This is a genomic window from Nitrosomonas ureae (genome assembly GCF_001455205.1).
Classification (GTDB): domain Bacteria; phylum Pseudomonadota; class Gammaproteobacteria; order Burkholderiales; family Nitrosomonadaceae; genus Nitrosomonas; species Nitrosomonas ureae.
The window spans coordinates 1-16,822 of record NZ_CP013341.1; the positions used below are offsets into that span (position 1 = coordinate 1).

Genomic DNA, 16,822 nt, shown 5'->3' on the forward strand with positions numbered 1-16,822 from the left:
TTACTGCAAAACGTCTATCTTTCAAGTCATATTTAACTGACAGATCATCACCATAAGTTAAAAAATCAATCCCGCACAATCGATCAAAGTATCAAACATAAGTGCCGTGTCATCACGCAATACTTTACTGACTCCCAGAATATCCTCGGCATTTACTACGATGGTTAATTCACCTCGCTGCATTTGCAGATTAATTAATTTATTCTGCAGCAATCTCCGCAATATTGCAGCAAGAGTTTCTTGTTGAATAGTAGACATACTAATTAAAATTTAGCGCGCGATTGTGTTAGTACGGTTAATCTTATTCTGTAGCTGAATGATGCCATACAACAAAGCTTCCGCGGTCGGTGGGCAACCAGGCACATAAATATCAACCGGCACTATACGATCACACCCACGAACTACCGAGTAAGAATAATGGTAATACCCGCCCCCGTTCGCGCATGATCCCATAGATATTACCCATCGGGGCTCAGCCATTTGATCATAGACCTTACGTAAAGCAGGTGCCATTTTGTTACATAACGTTCCGGCAACAATCATAACATCCGATTGACGTGGGCTTGGACGAAATACTATTCCAAAACGATCAAGATCATAACGAGAAGCTCCTGTTTCCATCATTTCGACCGCACAACATGCCAACCCAAAGGTCATTGGCCACATAGAGCCGGTTCGCCCCAATTAATAATCGAATCCAGACTAGTAGTAATAAAACCCTTTTCAAGCGTTCCTTCTATACCCATAACATTAATCCCACTCTAACGCACCTTTCATCCATTCGTAAATAAATCCCACCACCAAGATGCTTAGAAAAATCATCATTGCTAGAAATCCAAACAATCCAATTTCATCTAGTACAATCGCCCATGGAAAAAGAAACGCAATTTCTAGATCAAATAAGATAAACAATATTGCTACCAAATAGTAGCGCACATCAAACTTCATCCGCGCATCTTCAAAAGCCTCAAATCCGCACTCATAAGGTGAAAGCTTTTCACTATCTGGATTGTTCGGCGCAAGTAGCCATCCACAAAGCATGGGTACAACTCCTACCAGAAAACCAACATAAAGAATAATAGTATCGGAAAATAGTTCTCAAGCATCTTAAATTTATACGTTATAGTTTAAAGGAGAATCAACTACTGCACATGGTGCCGACGGCGAGACTCGAACTCGCACAGCTTTCGCCACCGCCCCCTCAAGACGGCGTGTCTACCAATTCCACCACGTCGGCGGCAAAACCATGCTTTATCTTATCACTAAGCTTCTATACTAATTCTATTGTCGAAGTGTTACTCAGGTATTTTGTTAACTATTGAGCTGCCATCATCTTCAAACATATTGTCATCAAGTCCAGAAGTCGATGATTCATTCACTTCTGTCCCTGCAGCACTCCCAGTCTCGTCCAAACCATCCATGATACTACCCATTACACTTCCCCCCGAAGTTTGATTCATCGAGAAATAGGTTAAGCTCAAGCTCGTGACAAAAAACATTGCTGCAACAAAGCTTGTAGCACGACTTAAGAAAGTAGCTGAACCACTCGCTCCAAACAAACTACCTGCTGAACCACTACCAAATGCAGCCCCCATATCTGCGCCTTTACCATGCTGCAATAATACCAAAACTATTAATACGATCGCTAGCGAAACATGCGCAGCCCAAACCAAGATTTCCAACGTTATACTCCAAAAAATTTAATGACGTAATGCGCGACAAATTGTTATAAAATCATTTGCAATAAGCGAAGCGCCACCTATTAAACCACCATCAATATCTGGCATAGCAAATAGCTCAGATGCATTACTGCCTTTAACGCTCCGCCGTAGAGAATAATCACTTGATTTGCCACATTCGAATTCTGCTTAGCTAAGCCTTCCCTAATAAATGTATGTACATCTTGCGCTTGTTCTGGCGATGCAGTTATACCTGTTCCAATGGCCCAGACCGGCTCATAAGCAATAACGGCCTTGTTTAGTGACTCGATTCCTGCCAAATTAATGACCGACTTTAATTGTTGCTCAATGACTTGCTCAGTATTGTAAGCTTCAACGTTGCTCCAAATGTCTCTCCAACGCATAAAATTGGAATTATTCCGGCGTTTTGAGCTGCCACAAATTTTTCTGCAACCACATTATTGTTTTCACCAAATAGCATTCTTCTTTCCGAATGCCCTACAATAACATATTGACACCGAAAATCACTCAACATTGATGCTGAAACTCTCCTGTGTACGCACCCTTTTCATATGACTCACGTTCTGAGCGCCCCAAGCTATACTCGAACTCTGCAAATTGGTTTTGTACAGACGGCAGATAGAGGTAAGGCACACAAACGGCGATAAGATCTTCGTGCAATCCGTCTAAACTAGAGATTACCGCATCAAGTAGCTGTTTATTCTCTAACAAATTACCGTGCATCTTCCAGTTACCAACAACCATCTTTTTACGCATTTTGCTTCTGGCTCCGACTTTCCGAAATGGGCGATGCTACCTTGATTCTTTATCAAGTCAATTACACAGCATCGGCGCCACTCATATAATTATTCCATGCATTATGTAGATTTTTATCCGATGCGTGACAAAATAAACTACTGTTGCAGGTACAACCTAGATAGAAAAATCATCTCCGAAGAAGAGATTAAACCTGCAAGAAACTAAAAAACTCGATTGCTTATTTAAACAATTGCTATTCATTAACCAAAACGACCAGTAATATAATCTTCGGTTGCTTATTTTTAGGTTTAATAAATATTGTATCTGTTACATTAAACTCAATTAACTCGCCTAAATACATATAAGCAGTGTAATCCGACACTCTCGCTGCTTGCTGCATATTGTGAGTAACAATGAGTATAGTAACTTTAGTCTTTAAGTCGGTAATTAATTCTTCAATACTACTAGCCGTCGCTATTGGATCAAGTGCAGAGGTTGGTTCGTCAAATAGCAATCTCCGGATCTGTTGCTAAAGCACGAGCAATACAAAGTCTCTGCTGCTGCCCTCCTGAGAGGTTAAAAGCTAGATCGTGTAAACGATCTTTGACTTCATCCCATAACGCCGAATTGCGTAAAGCTATCTCTATTTTTTTCATCTAGAATTGCTCGCTGTTTAATCCCTCTTACACGCAATCCATAAGCTACATTCTCATAAATTGATTTAGGAAATGGATTTGGCTTTTGGAACACCATACTTATCCTCATCCGTACTTCAATCGGATCAACATTCGAGGCTAAAATATTTACATCATCAGGGTACAAAATTATTTCGCCGTCATAACGATTACCTGGATACAAATCATGCATACGATTAAAGCATCTCAAGAATGTCGACTTAACCACATCCAGATGGACCAATCAGTGCTGTAATTTTTTTATCGTGCAACACCATATCAATATTCTTAAGCGCATTAAATTCTCCATAGTAAAAGCTGAGGTTCCTTACTTCAGATTTATATTGAGCAGACTCTGCAATTTCTTTCGATATATGCATCATTTTACCATTTAATGTTTTTTCCGCATTCTGTAGCGTAAATAAATTGCCAACCCATTCATGGCAAGAGTCATAATGACTAAAACCAAGCCTGCTGCAGCCGCATTCAACTGAAAAGCTTCCTCTGGTCGTGACACCCAGTTAAACATTTGTATTGGCATCACTGTAAAAGGAGCCGTGAGCCACTCAAAAGATATAAATGGAAATTCATTTTTTACTGGAGATGGGGGTAAAAAAGCAATAAACGTCAATGCTCCAATCGTAATAATTGGAGCAGTTTCAACCAATTGCTCGGGCCAAACCAATAATAATTCCTGTTAGAATTCCTGCAGCTGAGTATGGCAATAAATGATCCGAAACTGTTTGCCACTTGGTTGCGCCCAATGCATAGGCTCCTTCTCGTATGGTAATGGGAATTGATCGTATCGCCTCGCGTGTAGCCACAATAACAACCGGCAGAATCAATAACGCTAAAGCTAATCCAGCTGCCAAGATACTCTGCCCAAAGCCTAATTGATACACAAACAATCCCAATGCAAGCAAACCATATATAATTGAAGGAACACCCGCCAAGTTGGTGACATTTATCTCAATGATCTCGGTCAACAAATTCCGGGGGGCGTATTCTTCCAAATATATGCCTGACCCTATTCCAATGGCACCGCTGCTACTGCCGTTACGAGCATAACCAAAGTAGTACCAACCCAAGCAGATAAGATGCCGGCAGACTCTGGGCGACGTGATGGAAATGATGTAAAAAAACTCCCAAGATAAGCGTGGCAAACCATCGATCAACATATGTGCAAATAAGGCCACAAAAGTCATTATCGCGATCATTAACGCAATAATGCCAGTGATCATAAAAATCAAGTCCCATCTTTTATGCAGGCTGATGATTCTTCTAATTTCTTCGAGGCTTTTCCCGCTTCTCATTGTATGCTTCCACTAGCAAACATCTTAAGAAATTATCTATCGCAACAAAACGCTAATAATCAAAATTGTCTCCAATTCATCAATAAATCTCGCGATATCGTTTCCGCAACAAATGTCCAATGATATTAAATACGAGTGTTATTAACAGTAAAGTCAAGCCAGCAGCGAATATAGTCTGGTAACCGATACTTCCATGCGGCAAATCTCCTAAACTTACTTGAACAATATAAGCTGTAATTGTTGCCGCAGGTTCCATTGGATTCCATGTCAAATTCGGCTGCATTCCAGCGGCAATTGCCACTACCATTGTTTCACCAACAGCACGCGATATGCCTAAAATATATGCAGCGGCTATACCAGAAAACGCTGCCGGCATAACTACGCGAATAGATGTCTGAAAACGTGTAGCGCCCATAGCGTAAGAACCTTCACGCAGATTCATTGGAACCGCGCGCATAGCATCTTCAGTCATTGAACTTACATATGGAATGATCATTATTCCCATTACCAATCCAGCGGATAGTAAATTAAAACCTGGCAATTCCGGGAAAATAATTTGCAACAATGGGGTTACAAATAATAGTGCAAAATATCCGTAGACAACTGTCGGCACACCACCCAATAATTCGAGGGAAGGTTTTGCAATTTCACGCACAGAAAATGGTGCAAACTCAGAAAGATATATGGCAATTATGGTACCCATAGGAAGTGCAACCAGCAACGCAATCAAAGAACTTACTATCGTTCCAGAGATTAGCGGTAGTATTCCATAATGAGCATCATCAAATAACGGTGTCCACTGCGTATCCGTTAAAAAATCCCAGATAGATACTTGCCGAAAAAAAACTACCGACTCCTTCACAAGCATCACAATGATTGCAAGCATAATTGCAACCGAAAGAATTGCTGACAAGAATAAAAAAAGTTTCTATAAATCTTTCATGCAAATGCCGACGAAAGCTATATCCAAGTTTTCCAGCATAAACCAATTTATTTTGTGACTCTTCTGCCACAGTAAAAGCCCTTCTATAAATTGAAGCATTATAGTAAGAGAGTTGTTAACTGATGAACAAAATTCAACTATTAATCAGCACTAATCTATGATTAATGCTGATCTACTTCAAAACGATTCTTATTAATACCGAATTACTTCACACAAGACTATTACTTTCTGAGTATTAATAATAATTATCAAATAACGATTATTTCTTTTTGAGACAATTTTTATATCCTACCTCTCCTCTGGAGATATGCCATCTCCAAAGCTTTGGCACCTATGACCTCTTAAGCGTGAAGGGAATTATTCGTCATCGTCATCCTCTTCATCATCATCCTCTTCGCTTGCGGTTACCTCACTAGCACTATCCTCGTCTTCTTCCTCATCTTCTTCGTCGTCTTCATCTTCTTCATCTTCGTCCGGCTTCAACACCATCTTGCCCGCAGCCAAACTCGCATTCAGATCCGTCATCGGCGCTTCCTCATGCACCAGATTCTGATGACAGTCTATACACGTCGCTCCTTCCGTTTTCATCTTCTTATGCGCTTCCTGGGCATCCGCTCCAGGCGGATTCGGATCTCTATGACAGTCACGGCATGTTACACTGTCCCATTTCTTCAAATTCATCCGCGCATCATGCGCCATAATCAGCCGACGCTCATTAAACTTCTCCAACGTCGAATAATCATTAACCAATTCCAAATAAAGCTCTCTCGCACCATCTACCGCATGCGTATATAACGCTAAATGAAAATTCTTGAATCCTTGCGGTATATGACAGTCCTTACAGCCAGGATTCACCCCTAGTGCCCCATAATGAGTCGATTCCTTGAGTTCCGTCTGCGTATATGTCATCGAGTGACAGCTGGTGCAGAATTCTTCGGTAGATAGCGCCGCTTCTCCTCCAAATACCACCGCTACCAGCAATATCCCAATAACCCGCCTGTCAGTAGTGTCCCTATCGCACCTTTCTGTAAGCCGCTCATCAGTCTTTTCCTTTTTTATCTTTTTTATCTGCCACTTTCTCTTTGGCATTCGCTTGAAATTCATCATGAAACTTGAACTTGGGTTCCCCTACGAATGTACCATCAAGCTTGTAATGCTCATGCATCGCTTTGACATCCTTCACCATCTTGTCAAAATCAAATGTGTATTTCGCGTCAACTTCCGGAGTAAATGGCGTATAGGGAGCTTTCGCACCTTTCCATGGCGAACCTTCGTAGTTTAAATGACAAGCACTGCAAGCTTCTTCAAAATGAAAGTCTTGCCCTTTGTCTGCCAATACTTTGCGTTGCATGGTAGTGCCTTTGCTTTCAAAGGCCTGACCTCCCTTACGGTGATCTCCCCGATAGCTCTTCCCAGGTCCATGACAGGATTCACAACCAACTGCCGCTAGCGGCTTCTTCGGTGTTTCTACCGTATAGCCACCTTTCTTGCCCCATCCATCAACATGACAGCCTACACAGTCCTTGTCTTGCGTGTAGTCCTTATCCGGATCCAGCTTCGCTTTTATCTTAGCTTCCTTGCGTGTGCCCGGTTTTAACGATTCCATCGCTTTGGCATGCGCCGTGTCATTCCATGATTTAGCTTGCGATTTGTGACATGAACTACATTTCGTACGACCTTCAAAATCCGCCGCCAACACTGTGCCCGAGAAAAATGCAGTCATCGCCAGTATGGCCAATATATGGGTTATCGCGTGTTTCATCTCTCCTCCTTTATACTTTTTTAATTCAAATTTTATGGGTTCGTATTGTACGCTATCATCGTTTTGTGTAAATGATTATGTGTCCGCTTTTTTGGGAGTTTTATTGTCGCTCAAGGCTATTTTTTTATTTCTAAGGTAGCTTATATACCCAATAGCCTCCTTGTTGGTAGATCAGTTGCGCCAGATCTTGTTCCGTCGGCGCAGTCTTATCTACAAATGGCAGCATCCTTGCCAACAACGTCTGACTACTTTCTTCATCACTCAGGAAAAATACTCTGATCTCATTGTCTGAAACAGATTGCAGTGTATAGGTGTCAAAATTATTTTCCTTAACTTGCACTTTCATTTGATTGATCATGCCATGCATATTCCCTGTCATCGGAAAATTCTGGTAGGCAACGCCTATACTTTCCGGGTACATGAGCCCTAGTTTATAGACATCGGTCACGTGTACAATCAGGTAGGTCTCACGATCAGAACCAATCAGTTGCCGCAGTTGCTTAATACCGTCTTCCGCTGGTGCCGCCAGTGCCCGACTGAAGTGTTTAAATCGTTCCAATTCCACCGAATCCGCTTTGCTTTGCCAGAATTGTTTTTCATACGCCTGGATCTCTTTGCTGTGCTCCAGCCAAGGAGCCGGTATCATGAGGGGTTCGTTCAGGTGATGAGTAAAAAACGTGTCGTGCCCTGTAAGCAGTTTGATTTGCCGGGAGGTGTCCCACCAGGATAGTATCAGCGCATCTTTCGGAGCGTACTTGCTGATCGCCTCGGCCAGAACAGTAAGCTCCGATGGCTTTCTGTCAAAATTGTAGAGCACTTCATTGGTGCTATTCTTCCAGTAGATCAGTACCGGCGCTCCATCATTTTGCCTTGCAACAATGAATTCAGCGATCGGCTTGCCTACTCCGTCAGCTTGTACTTTGTACTGACCAAGCTTTAAATCCGGCCAACCTGTCAAATCTATTTTACTAAACTTGCTGCTGTCGCTTTCTTCTACCAATTGATATTGATAGGGAGCCGGTATCGGTTTAAACCAAAGATACACAAACCAGCCCAATAAAAGCAATCCTCCCGTCACCAGAAAAATTCCTAATGACGGGAGCAGCCTGTCTCCTGACCGCACCACCGGAGCGGCGCGGTCTGTCGTGTCAGCGCCTATCAAGCTTCACTTTGCTTACGTTTGCGCCAACCCGCCAAGGCCAGTGTTCCGGCGAGCAGCATGCCGCCACCTAAACCACCCAGTGAGATCTTCTCAGCTGTGCCGTCCAAGTCAAGTAAACTGGTGCGTTTCGATTCAAGATTCTTCACCCGTTCCTGCAGTGCAATCATCTCGCGGATACGAGTATTTTCGTCTTGAATTTCAACATACGCACGGTTAATCGGACCCCAGCCTTCCGTATAAGTCCATCCACCCGGATTTACGTGCGCCAAGCCTACATGCATCTTCGCCAGGTCATTTTCGTGCATTTCCAGCACCTTGAGCTCAATCGCCGCAGGGCTGTTGCCTTTCGACCAGAACAACTGTGCAAAATATGCATAGCCTTCTTTCTCCGGTGGCGGTGGAGCAGGACGATTAGTTTTTTGGCCTGTCAACAAACCTTCCTTGTACAGTGTATGCACAATTTCATTAGCTTCCTGATACTTAGCCAACCCTTCCAGCGTGCCTTTGTCCATCAATTCCAAATATGAACGTGCAAAACGCTCCGAGTGACATTGGGTACAGGTAACCACCCACGAGTCTAAACGAGCTTCCGACCATTCGCTATTAATGTTTTCCGCTATACCTGGAACAAATGGATAGTTCGCCCACCGAATCTTCCTTACCATGTTATGGCTATATTCACCTTCGTATTCCATGTGACAACCCGCACAGGTCGGTGCATTTTGACCGCCCAGTTCATAGGCGTCTTTCAACTGTACTTCCCAGTTCCATTTGTCTCCCAGCATCGACACCATCTTGCCGTGCTTGGACATGGAGTAAGCTTCCCAGTTGTTGTGATCCACACCACTATGGCAAGTGGCACACGCTTCCGGCTTACGCGACTCCGCAGCTGAAAATTCATGGCGCGTATGGCATGAGTCGCATTTGTTCTGATTCGTATGACACATCGAGCAGCCTTCAGCTACTTCGCGTTGCGGCATCGCTGCCCAAACAGTGGTTTCTACGTTGGCTTTATAGTCCAGCGCGTGCGAAGGGCGTCCATCGGGCCATTGGCCGTGCGGCCAAATCATCGTGTCACGTTCCGATTCCCGTTCCACAAATTCCTGCAAGTGACATTTACCGCATACATCCGCTGTCGGCATAATGATGTCTTTGGTGTGATCCGCTTTCTTCTTCGCATTAACATCCACGTGACAGTCAATACACCCCACTTCCTTCAGGTTCTCGCCTTCCGCCAATTTACCCAAAGAGCGCAAATTCTTCTCTACGTCCTCAAGCTTGCCTTTCTTATAAAAGGTAGGGTCATCCGGCTTAAGATTACGAATCTTGTCTAAATTCGCATGGCTACTACGCTTCCATGCCTGAACCCATACCGGCGATTCATCCGTGTGACATTCTACACATTCCTTCCGGCTCGCTATCTCTTTATTCGAAGTCGGCGATTTGTAAAATGTCGCAGGATCCAAATATATTCCATACGGTATCGGTTCCCAATACTGCGCCATCGTTCCAGGCCCCGCTCCTTGCTCAGGATCCTTGTAGCGCTTCACCACCGCTTCGTATACTTCCTTCGGCGTCGCCTTCTCACGATCCAACTTCAATGCTTCATACAATTCGTCCGGAACGCTCGGTATGTTCGCATGCGCCGTCCCTATCAGCATAGCTCCTAACAGCCCCGCTATTACCCCAGCCCATCGCTTGGCTTTCATCTTTCTCTCCTTTGGTTTTCCATAATTTTTTTCCCTTCTTATCTTCCCGGCCTCTCAAAAGACCACCTTCCTTCGCTTCATAGCCCCCAACCATCCATCCAACTTCAACAGATAGCCCCTCCCTTAGACTACTTAGTCAGCCTTGTACTGTCAGATATTCATTATTAATATTTATAATCAACATATTAATATACTTTTTTAGTTTGCCTTACTTACTATAAGTTAAGTTTATTTTTGCTTTTTTATAAAAAAAAAATTAATTTTATGCTACCCGCTAATTCATCATTTTAATCGCGGAAGATAATCGACTTTTATAACGCGCAGCCTTATTTTTGTGAATAATACCTTTTCCAGTAATGGAATCAATAGTACCTATCGAACTGTTAAATACATTTTGAGCCAGATCTTTATCCCCAGACCCTATCGCTTTTCTTACATATTTAATTGCAGTACGCAATTTAGACCGTAAACTGACATTGTATTCTCTACGTTTGACAGCTTGCCTTGCACGCTTTCTCGCTTGTGCACTATTAGCCATAATTCCTTAGCTCCTTCAAAGAAAAAAGGCTTAGATACTACTTTCTTTTTTTTTATATTGCAACTTACAATTCTTTTATTTACTCATGGTATCAGATGTCGGGGGCTTACAATAAAATCTCGAAGGGAATTCCGAATTACGCTGTTTATTCCTTATAACATCCCCGCCTTCGTTGACACATACCATAATTGACATATCCAAATTGGGAAAATATTCGTTAGACCCAGGTTGTGCCGAGGTCGGTGGCACTTTTTCTCTTATTTTACCGCATAACTCAGGTTCATTTAGCTTCGGCGAATCATCCTGCATCGCAGGTAATGGACAAAGATTACATGGATCGCCCGGGCATAAGCATCCGGTACAGCTAGCAAGTGTTATTGATGAAAAAAAACTCAATCCGAAAATGCAAATAAAAATCACACCAATTTTTAATACTGAAAGCATAATTATCCTTATTTATTTTTTAATAATATTACGTAATACTTATAAGTTAGTTCTAACAAAACAAGGATTTTATCAAAATTAAAAATAACTGAATAACCGATCTGGAAAAATATAAAGGACTCTAGGGTCTGTTGACATTTCACATAGGTAGCCACAGATATCCACATGCCATGGCTACCATACTCTCAAAATTTCTCTTCAGTTTGTCGTATCGTGTCGCTACTGCCCGATACTGCTTTAGCCGGGCAAAAGCATTTTCCACCAAATGTCGGTATCCATACAAACCCCAGTCCATATCTGCGTTGCCCTTCAACGAGTTGCGCTTTCTCGGTATCACAGCTCGAGCCCCTTTCTTCGTTATCTGTCCTCGTATACATTCGCTGTCATAGCCTTTGTCCGCAACAATCGCTTTCGCGTCAGGCAGTTTGGCAATCAAATCAGGTGCTATAGAACAGTCATTGACTTCTCCACCGGTGATTTCAAAATCGGCTGGTAAACCATAACTATCAACCGCCAGGTGAATCTTTGTGGTATTGCCTGCGCGGCTTTTCCCGATCGCCTGTGGTTCCTTGTCCGCTGCGCCTGCACTATGCGCTGGTGCGCTTTAACATAGCTGCCATCAATAAATTCCCATTCACAATCCGGATCAATAGACAACGCCTTGAAAATCCTTAACCATTTGCTGCTTAATGACCACGCATTGAATCTTTTGTAGATGGAATTCCAGCTTCCAAATGCCTCAGGCAAGTCTCGCCACGGGCAGCCAACCCGCATTCGATACAGCATACCTTCTACTGTCATGCGCAGATTGCGCTTGTTATATATCGCTTCTTGAAGCAGAATCTTCTCCAGCTTCGACCAGAACTCATCACTGAGCATCAATCGGGGCATCGCAAACTCGTTTTGTTGGTGGTATGGGAACCCCAATATTACGAGTTTGTTTCTATCTATTAAATACTTATCTCAAAACGTCAACAGACCCTAGGCTAGCAGGCTTAATTTGTTAGTGTAGCAAGGTGTTAACAAGCGGTAAATTAAGCGATTATATGTAAGAATTCCTAACTTTGTTTACAGTATAAAACAAATGCACTCCCTTAATCTTGGTGAATCGCCAAGAAATCTGGTGGCTTTATCAAACACGAGTCTGGAAGATGACACAATTCGGAACGCTTCAGTATCAACCGACCAACGATATAGGCCGTACTGAAACATACCAAATTCAGGAATTTTCCCTGTGCAATAGCATTAATCAGCGATTCATAATGTTGCAGCATGGTCCCAAGCTAGAAGCTCAAGATGGAGCAAACAATACATAGCTGTTTGAATTAATGTAAAATTATCAGGTTTGATAAATATTACTTGCAAGCCATTTACGTTTCAAGTTAAATTGCCTCCGGCACAACCAATGACACCACTTCCATTTTCAAATTGCTCTGAATAGAGTCTTTTGTTTTTCTGATCTTTTCATCCTTCACCTCGATAATTAGTTTTCCAATCACCTTAACAAAATATCCGGCTTTATTGAAACACAACAGGATGGTCTTATTCTGATAAAAGTCAATTCGATTCAGGATTGATGGGTTCTCGCTATGTTTCTTAGGATGTTAGGTATAAATTTGAGATGCGGATAGGGCTTGAGCATTATCGTTCGTTTTGATTGTAACCACGAAACTGAGCTCTCGCGGCACAAAGCTTGATAATGCTCTCGCCTCAAGTATCTGCAACAATTGGATTGAGCCGAAGAAGCCTTACTGCTGTTGTCTTGATACTACACTGGTGCCCGTATGCGCTCCGGTTGATGTTTTGCAATGAAATGCCACATCATAACTATCCGTCCCTGCTGCGGTATGCATAACGAATATGCTGTACACACCGGATCCTTGCGTAATCTTAACCAAAGGGCTGTATGTGGTATTACTATCCGTAGTATCGACACTAAATTGCGCACACTTGTTCGTGGTACAGCTGGTTCCTTTATACGCCAGGATACTGACTTTAGAGGTGCTTGCTGTCATATCCTTAACCTGTGCTTCAAGATAGGATGGCGTACCGTTACCATCGTCAAAACAGGTCGCTTGATAAAAATCCACAGCTGCGGCCAAGCCGGTGGTAAAACTACCCGTCTGGTTATGCGCCGAAACTGTACTGGCGTAGATTGCCAATAATCCAAAAACCGGAACTAGCATTCCCTTAACATTTGAGAATTGCATTAATAAACTCCTTTAAAAATTATTTTTTCCATTCACTTTATTTGAACGATCATCAGATATAGCTTTTCACAATACCGCTGTACCTAAGGTGCTTTATTTAAATACCATTATCTTGAGTCTGATTGCTTGCGGACAAAGCTTCCAGTTTCATGGTTGCGAGATCTTTGATGGCTTGCGCTTCATCTTCGTCTTCAACCACTTGCTGCAGCAATACCACGCTTCTTGCATCGTCACCCAAGCTATCCAACGCCATCAACCGCACTGATAGCTCAGTATCTTGCAGCGCTTGCTCAAGTACCACGAATAGATCGCCGCAACCTTGTTGCGCAAAGGCATAAACCGCCTGTCCTCTGACTTGCGGATTAGTGTCCTGAATCGCAGCTTGCAGGATTTTTTGTAAAATTCCAGATTCAATCGAGCCCTTCACCGCCAATTGCGACAATGCATTTACTCGTTGCGCCGGGTCATTCGATGCTGCAAGGTTAACAATCGCTTCGGTAAAATCAGCGTCCGACTCTGATACATCTCCTTGTTCCGCCATGCAATAAATTTGAATTGCATTCAGGCTGGAAACTGAATTCACTGCCGCTTCATCCGCAAGCGCATATTTGGAAAATCCAATAGCTGCCATAAAAAAAATAACGAACGGCATGGCAATCCCGTTCTTATGGTTTGGTAATTTCAACATTATGGCCCCCTCAAAAATTAGGAGATGAACAAGAGCTCCCACACCGCCCATCTCCTCTTTCAACAAAAAGCTAATACATGGCTAATTTTCTTATGGTTTCGGCCAAATCTGCACACCCTTCTTGTTTTTAATCGGCAAATCACGATTGATCTGCGCCGCGGATGGAATTAAGTCAACCGTGTCGCCTGTCGCTGAGCAATTCTCAGGCAGAGGATTGTTAGCCAAGTCACGAGTCACTGTATAAGTAGCTGGGGAATCAAAACCATGCAGACCAGGGCCGTCATAGTCCGATCCTACCGCCGGTGTCCAGAGGTTAAGTTTGCCCTCAGCAAAGCCTGCTATCGTTGTTGGCTTGCAAATATCCGCAATGGCCAAAACAATTTTCACGCTCGAAGCACATGATGTCGGTTCAAACAAAACCGCGCCTGCTCTGAATTTGAGATAGCTTGCGTAATGATCCGGCATTTTGCCATCTTTGACATAAAACCCTACTACATTCCCGCTATCATCGGTCTTTTCATCTTCTGCTTTGAAAACACTGGGATCCAATACTTTCTGAAACAGATTACCCCAATTTACAACATGCGCATCAATAGTATCGGTTGCAACCGTGCCATTAACTTTAACAATTGAATCAACGCCGTCAGGAAAAACCACTGAACTTTTAGTTGTGAAGGTTCCATCTCCACATCCGTGTCCAATAACTACGTTATTAGTGATTCGGACTCCCTCGGTTCCTACAGGAATTTCCAGGCGAGTATGCGATAATACGTTTTGTGAGAGACCCAACAGCAAAGTTGTCGCTAAGGCAGTATGGGTAAAACACTTAAATTGCTTTGTTAACATGTTACAAAGACCCCTTTTTTTAACTTATTAATAGAATGATTTATATTTCTCTTACTAAGGTTGCCTTTTGAGGTGGATCTCAAAGGGCAACTGAAAAATTATTCTTTTCTTACATCCCTGAAAATCCTTACTATTTGAAGAAAAGAACTTATTTCAGGGTGCGATAATATTTTCTCTACCGGGTAAAAGCAATGTGACAAATTGTCGCACCTTTACCGCCTTTCAAAAAAAACCCCGCAGCAAGCTGCGGGGTATTAATTGCGCTTAATTATCTATTGATCGCTTGTCTTCTCATTCCTTACGGCAAGAAGAAAAACTTTCATAGATACAAGCGTTCGCACCACAAGAGGTTTTTCAACGAGACATCATTTAAAAAAATCACCAGGCGATAGATGGCAATTTCTTCAGGGACGGATGATAGGGATCACACGATGGAAAAACAATGTGACAAATTGCCGCAGGCAATTATTGCATTGACACAGGAGTCCTCACAAACACACACGAATCATTATTGAACAATTAGTTAGAAGAAATTAATCAATATCATTCCCACTCAGTATTTATGTGAGTGCGACAATTTGTCGCATTACCAGTATCAATCTTTTTACTTACAATTCCAGATAATCAATCCAAGTCGATAGAAATTACCGGCTCTCTACAAAGATTAATTACAACCTCGTTCTTCTCAAATGCACTGCAAGATCACTATAGCTCCCGTGAAGAATTTAAATTTATAAGAATGATTACTTAGGAATTATATGGAAATAAAAACTGATCAATTCAAAATCACAACTCAACTGACCATTCTGGCTCTGGCATTCACGTTCAGCCTGAATGGTTTTGCACAGGGTGATTCGACGACAGCATCTGCAGGTAATCATTGCTATGTGCTTAGTGCCCAGCGCGTTTTCGATGGCTTCGAATTACATGAGAATGCAGCCGTCCTGGTCAAAGGTAATCAAATTGTTCAAGTCGGCGATGCAAGCCACTTAAAGGGATTATGCAGTAGAAAAATAAAATTGGGTGATGCGACCATTCTGCCGGGTTTTATTGAAACCCATGCACATATTACATTTCAAAATATTCCCGGTGATAAGGTGTTGCAGCATGGCATAACCACTGTACGGGATACCGGCGGGCCGTTGCTAAAACCAATGGGAGGAAATGGCAGCTTACGGATTTTGAGTGCTGGCCCAATCATTCAGGCGGTCGATGGCTATCCATTAAATATTTTCGGTCATCACGGAACTCCTGCTCATGACAAATACGGCACCATTGGCGTAGCTGTTGCCACCATTGAAGAAGCGGAAAAAATTGTAACGGATCTAGTCGCAGGCGGCTCGACGGTAATCAAAATTTCATTGGAGCCCGGTGGTGAAGCAGGCGCACCTTGGATGTCGAATCACGGGCATGGCGAAATTCCACAAACCCCATGGCCATTGCTTTCTTTGGATATTATCAAGGCGATAGTAACTAAGGCAACACGCATTGAACCGGAAAGTAGCTGCGCATGTCGGCGAAAATACCGGTGTTGAACTAGCGCTGGATGGTGGCGTGGATGAGTGGGCGCATATACCTTGTGCAGAAATTCGCGACGACCTGTTACACCGCGCGGTAGAGCAAGATGTAACCTTTGTAACCACGGTAGATACCCTCTCCGCCTGTACCGGCATTCATGCCAATACGCATAAGCTTGCACATATTATGTCCCATAACACATCAACGAAGTCAAAATTTATCTATGGATCTGAAATTGGTCACGACAATGTGCCATGGGGTATCAATGCCGAAGAATTGGTGTTGATGTTGAATTTAACCAGTCCTGACGGCATTGACTTTAATGATGTGCTACGAGTATTCAGGTCGGCCACTTCCGAAGCGGGAAAACATTTGAATAACCCTTTGCTGGGTACATTAATGAAGCAAGCTCCGGCGGATATCATCGCCGTTCGCGGCAATCCGTTTGAACGGTTTAAATTACTGGAATATCCCGATTTGGTCATTTCCGGTGGCCGTATCATTGTCAACGACTTTAAGAAAAACAAGATAAGAAACTAAAAAATAACTATGAATCCTTCCCCCTCTTCAATTATTT

At 42.8% G+C, this 16,822-nt stretch carries 14 protein-coding genes, 1 tRNA gene and 7 pseudogenes; 3 read left to right on the top strand and 19 right to left on the bottom strand.

Translation table 11 applies throughout. The features are described 5' to 3' along the window. Positions 1-57: 57 nt before the first annotated feature. From ATY38_RS00010 to ATY38_RS15300, 16 genes and pseudogenes are all read right to left on the bottom strand, one after another. Complete coding sequence (locus ATY38_RS00010) at positions 58-258, bottom strand: hypothetical protein (RefSeq protein ID WP_062557485.1); 201 nt, start codon at positions 256-258, stop codon at positions 58-60. 12 nt (positions 259-270) lie between these two features. Then, positions 271-746: pseudogene (locus ATY38_RS00015) on the bottom strand (NuoB/complex I 20 kDa subunit family protein). Positions 747-750: 4 nt separating this feature from the next. Continuing rightward, positions 751-1,106 (bottom strand): annotated as a pseudogene (locus ATY38_RS00020) (NADH-quinone oxidoreductase subunit A). Between the two features lie 46 nt (positions 1,107-1,152). Beyond that, a tRNA-Leu gene (locus ATY38_RS00025) sits at positions 1,153-1,237 on the bottom strand. 58 nt (positions 1,238-1,295) lie between these two features. Then, positions 1,296-1,682, bottom strand: coding sequence for a preprotein translocase subunit SecG (gene secG, locus ATY38_RS00030; RefSeq protein WP_062557486.1), 387 nt, complete (start codon positions 1,680-1,682; stop codon positions 1,296-1,298). Positions 1,683-1,700: 18 nt separating this feature from the next. Further along, positions 1,701-2,083: pseudogene (locus ATY38_RS16890) on the bottom strand (triose-phosphate isomerase family protein). Continuing rightward, positions 2,014-2,456: pseudogene (locus tag ATY38_RS16980) on the bottom strand (triose-phosphate isomerase). The pseudogenes ATY38_RS16890 and ATY38_RS16980 overlap by 70 nt, the downstream one beginning before the upstream one ends. Positions 2,457-2,698: 242 nt before the next feature. Further along, positions 2,699-3,495, bottom strand: a pseudogene (gene pstB / locus ATY38_RS16875) (phosphate ABC transporter ATP-binding protein PstB). A 1-nt stretch (position 3,496) separates the two neighbouring features. Further along, positions 3,497-4,425, bottom strand: a pseudogene (gene pstA / locus ATY38_RS00045) (phosphate ABC transporter permease PstA). A 79-nt stretch (positions 4,426-4,504) separates the two neighbouring features. Then, a pseudogene (gene pstC / locus ATY38_RS00050) lies at positions 4,505-5,438 on the bottom strand (phosphate ABC transporter permease subunit PstC). A gap of 287 nt (positions 5,439-5,725) precedes the next feature. Next, positions 5,726-6,457 carry a NapC/NirT family cytochrome c gene (locus tag ATY38_RS00055; RefSeq protein WP_082632960.1) on the bottom strand — a complete coding sequence of 244 codons (732 nt, stop codon included), beginning with the start codon at positions 6,455-6,457 and terminating at the stop codon, positions 5,726-5,728. Next, positions 6,408-7,130: a cytochrome c-550 CycA gene (cycA, locus tag ATY38_RS00060; RefSeq protein ID WP_062557487.1), complete on the bottom strand. Its 723-nt coding sequence runs from the start codon at positions 7,128-7,130 to the stop codon at positions 6,408-6,410. The genes ATY38_RS00055 and cycA overlap by 50 nt, the downstream gene beginning before the upstream one ends. 130 nt (positions 7,131-7,260) lie before the next feature. After that, positions 7,261-8,292: a hydroxylamine oxidation protein HaoB gene (gene haoB, locus ATY38_RS00065; protein WP_235590251.1), complete on the bottom strand. Its 1,032-nt coding sequence runs from the start codon at positions 8,290-8,292 to the stop codon at positions 7,261-7,263. Then, positions 8,289-10,001: a multiheme c-type cytochrome gene (locus tag ATY38_RS00070; protein WP_062557488.1), complete on the bottom strand. Its 1,713-nt coding sequence runs from the start codon at positions 9,999-10,001 to the stop codon at positions 8,289-8,291. The genes haoB and ATY38_RS00070 overlap by 4 nt, the downstream gene beginning before the upstream one ends. 274 nt (positions 10,002-10,275) lie before the next feature. Then, a complete protein-coding gene (rpsT, locus tag ATY38_RS00075; protein ID WP_062557489.1) occupies positions 10,276-10,539 on the bottom strand; it encodes a 30S ribosomal protein S20 in 264 nt (87 codons plus the stop codon). Positions 10,540-11,122: 583 nt separating this feature from the next. Further along, a protein-coding gene (locus tag ATY38_RS15300) for an IS5 family transposase (protein ID WP_082632977.1) occupies positions 11,123-11,874 on the bottom strand; the annotation gives its coding sequence in 2 pieces (ribosomal slippage) (positions 11,123-11,575 and positions 11,578-11,874; 750 coding nt in all). Between the two features lie 260 nt (positions 11,875-12,134). Here ATY38_RS15300 and ATY38_RS15985 point away from each other — a divergent pair. Next, the gene (locus tag ATY38_RS15985; RefSeq protein WP_158441746.1) at positions 12,135-12,299 is read left to right on the top strand and encodes a hypothetical protein; all 165 of its coding nucleotides are present in this window, start codon (positions 12,135-12,137) and stop codon (positions 12,297-12,299) included. A gap of 432 nt (positions 12,300-12,731) precedes the next feature. Here ATY38_RS15985 and ATY38_RS00095 read toward each other — a convergent pair whose 3' ends face one another. From ATY38_RS00095 to ATY38_RS00105, 3 genes are all read right to left on the bottom strand, one after another. Beyond that, on the bottom strand, positions 12,732-13,193 hold the full coding sequence (locus ATY38_RS00095; RefSeq protein WP_062557491.1) for a hypothetical protein: 462 nt from the start codon (positions 13,191-13,193) through the stop codon (positions 12,732-12,734). Between the two features lie 97 nt (positions 13,194-13,290). Beyond that, positions 13,291-13,881, bottom strand: a complete 591-nt coding sequence (locus ATY38_RS00100; protein WP_158441747.1) for a HEAT repeat domain-containing protein — start codon at positions 13,879-13,881, stop codon at positions 13,291-13,293. A 90-nt stretch (positions 13,882-13,971) separates the two neighbouring features. Then, positions 13,972-14,727, bottom strand: coding sequence for a hypothetical protein (locus ATY38_RS00105; RefSeq protein WP_074701428.1), 756 nt, complete (start codon positions 14,725-14,727; stop codon positions 13,972-13,974). Between the two features lie 758 nt (positions 14,728-15,485). Between ATY38_RS00105 and ATY38_RS16295 the strand changes: the two genes are divergently transcribed. Both ATY38_RS16295 and ATY38_RS16300 read left to right on the top strand, forming a co-directional pair. After that, on the top strand, positions 15,486-16,262 hold the full coding sequence (locus ATY38_RS16295; RefSeq protein ID WP_235590339.1) for a hypothetical protein: 777 nt from the start codon (positions 15,486-15,488) through the stop codon (positions 16,260-16,262). Beyond that, on the top strand, positions 16,216-16,785 hold the full coding sequence (locus ATY38_RS16300) for an amidohydrolase family protein (protein ID WP_235590341.1): 570 nt from the start codon (positions 16,216-16,218) through the stop codon (positions 16,783-16,785). The genes ATY38_RS16295 and ATY38_RS16300 overlap by 47 nt, the downstream gene beginning before the upstream one ends. The last annotated feature ends 37 nt before the right edge of the window (positions 16,786-16,822 follow it).

What these genes read in the sequence shown, in the direction of transcription:
- ATY38_RS00010 (WP_062557485.1), bottom strand. Translation starts at nt 258, where the DNA reads ATGTCTACTATTCAACAAGAAACTCTTGCTGCAATATTGCGGAGATTG.
- ATY38_RS00055 (WP_082632960.1), bottom strand. Translation starts at nt 6,457, where the DNA reads ATGCCAAAGAGAAAGTGGCAGATAAAAAAGATAAAAAAGGAAAAGACT.
- cycA (WP_062557487.1), bottom strand. Translation starts at nt 7,130, where the DNA reads ATGAAACACGCGATAACCCATATATTGGCCATACTGGCGATGACTGCA.
- ATY38_RS00070 (WP_062557488.1), bottom strand. Translation starts at nt 10,001, where the DNA reads ATGAAAGCCAAGCGATGGGCTGGGGTAATAGCGGGGCTGTTAGGAGCT.
- rpsT (WP_062557489.1), bottom strand. Translation starts at nt 10,539, where the DNA reads ATGGCTAATAGTGCACAAGCGAGAAAGCGTGCAAGGCAAGCTGTCAAA.
- ATY38_RS15985 (WP_158441746.1), top strand. Translation starts at nt 12,135, where the DNA reads ATGACACAATTCGGAACGCTTCAGTATCAACCGACCAACGATATAGGC.
- ATY38_RS00095 (WP_062557491.1), bottom strand. Translation starts at nt 13,193, where the DNA reads ATGCAATTCTCAAATGTTAAGGGAATGCTAGTTCCGGTTTTTGGATTA.
- ATY38_RS00100 (WP_158441747.1), bottom strand. Translation starts at nt 13,881, where the DNA reads ATGTTGAAATTACCAAACCATAAGAACGGGATTGCCATGCCGTTCGTT.
- ATY38_RS00105 (WP_074701428.1), bottom strand. Translation starts at nt 14,727, where the DNA reads ATGTTAACAAAGCAATTTAAGTGTTTTACCCATACTGCCTTAGCGACA.
- ATY38_RS16295 (WP_235590339.1), top strand. Translation starts at nt 15,486, where the DNA reads ATGGAAATAAAAACTGATCAATTCAAAATCACAACTCAACTGACCATT.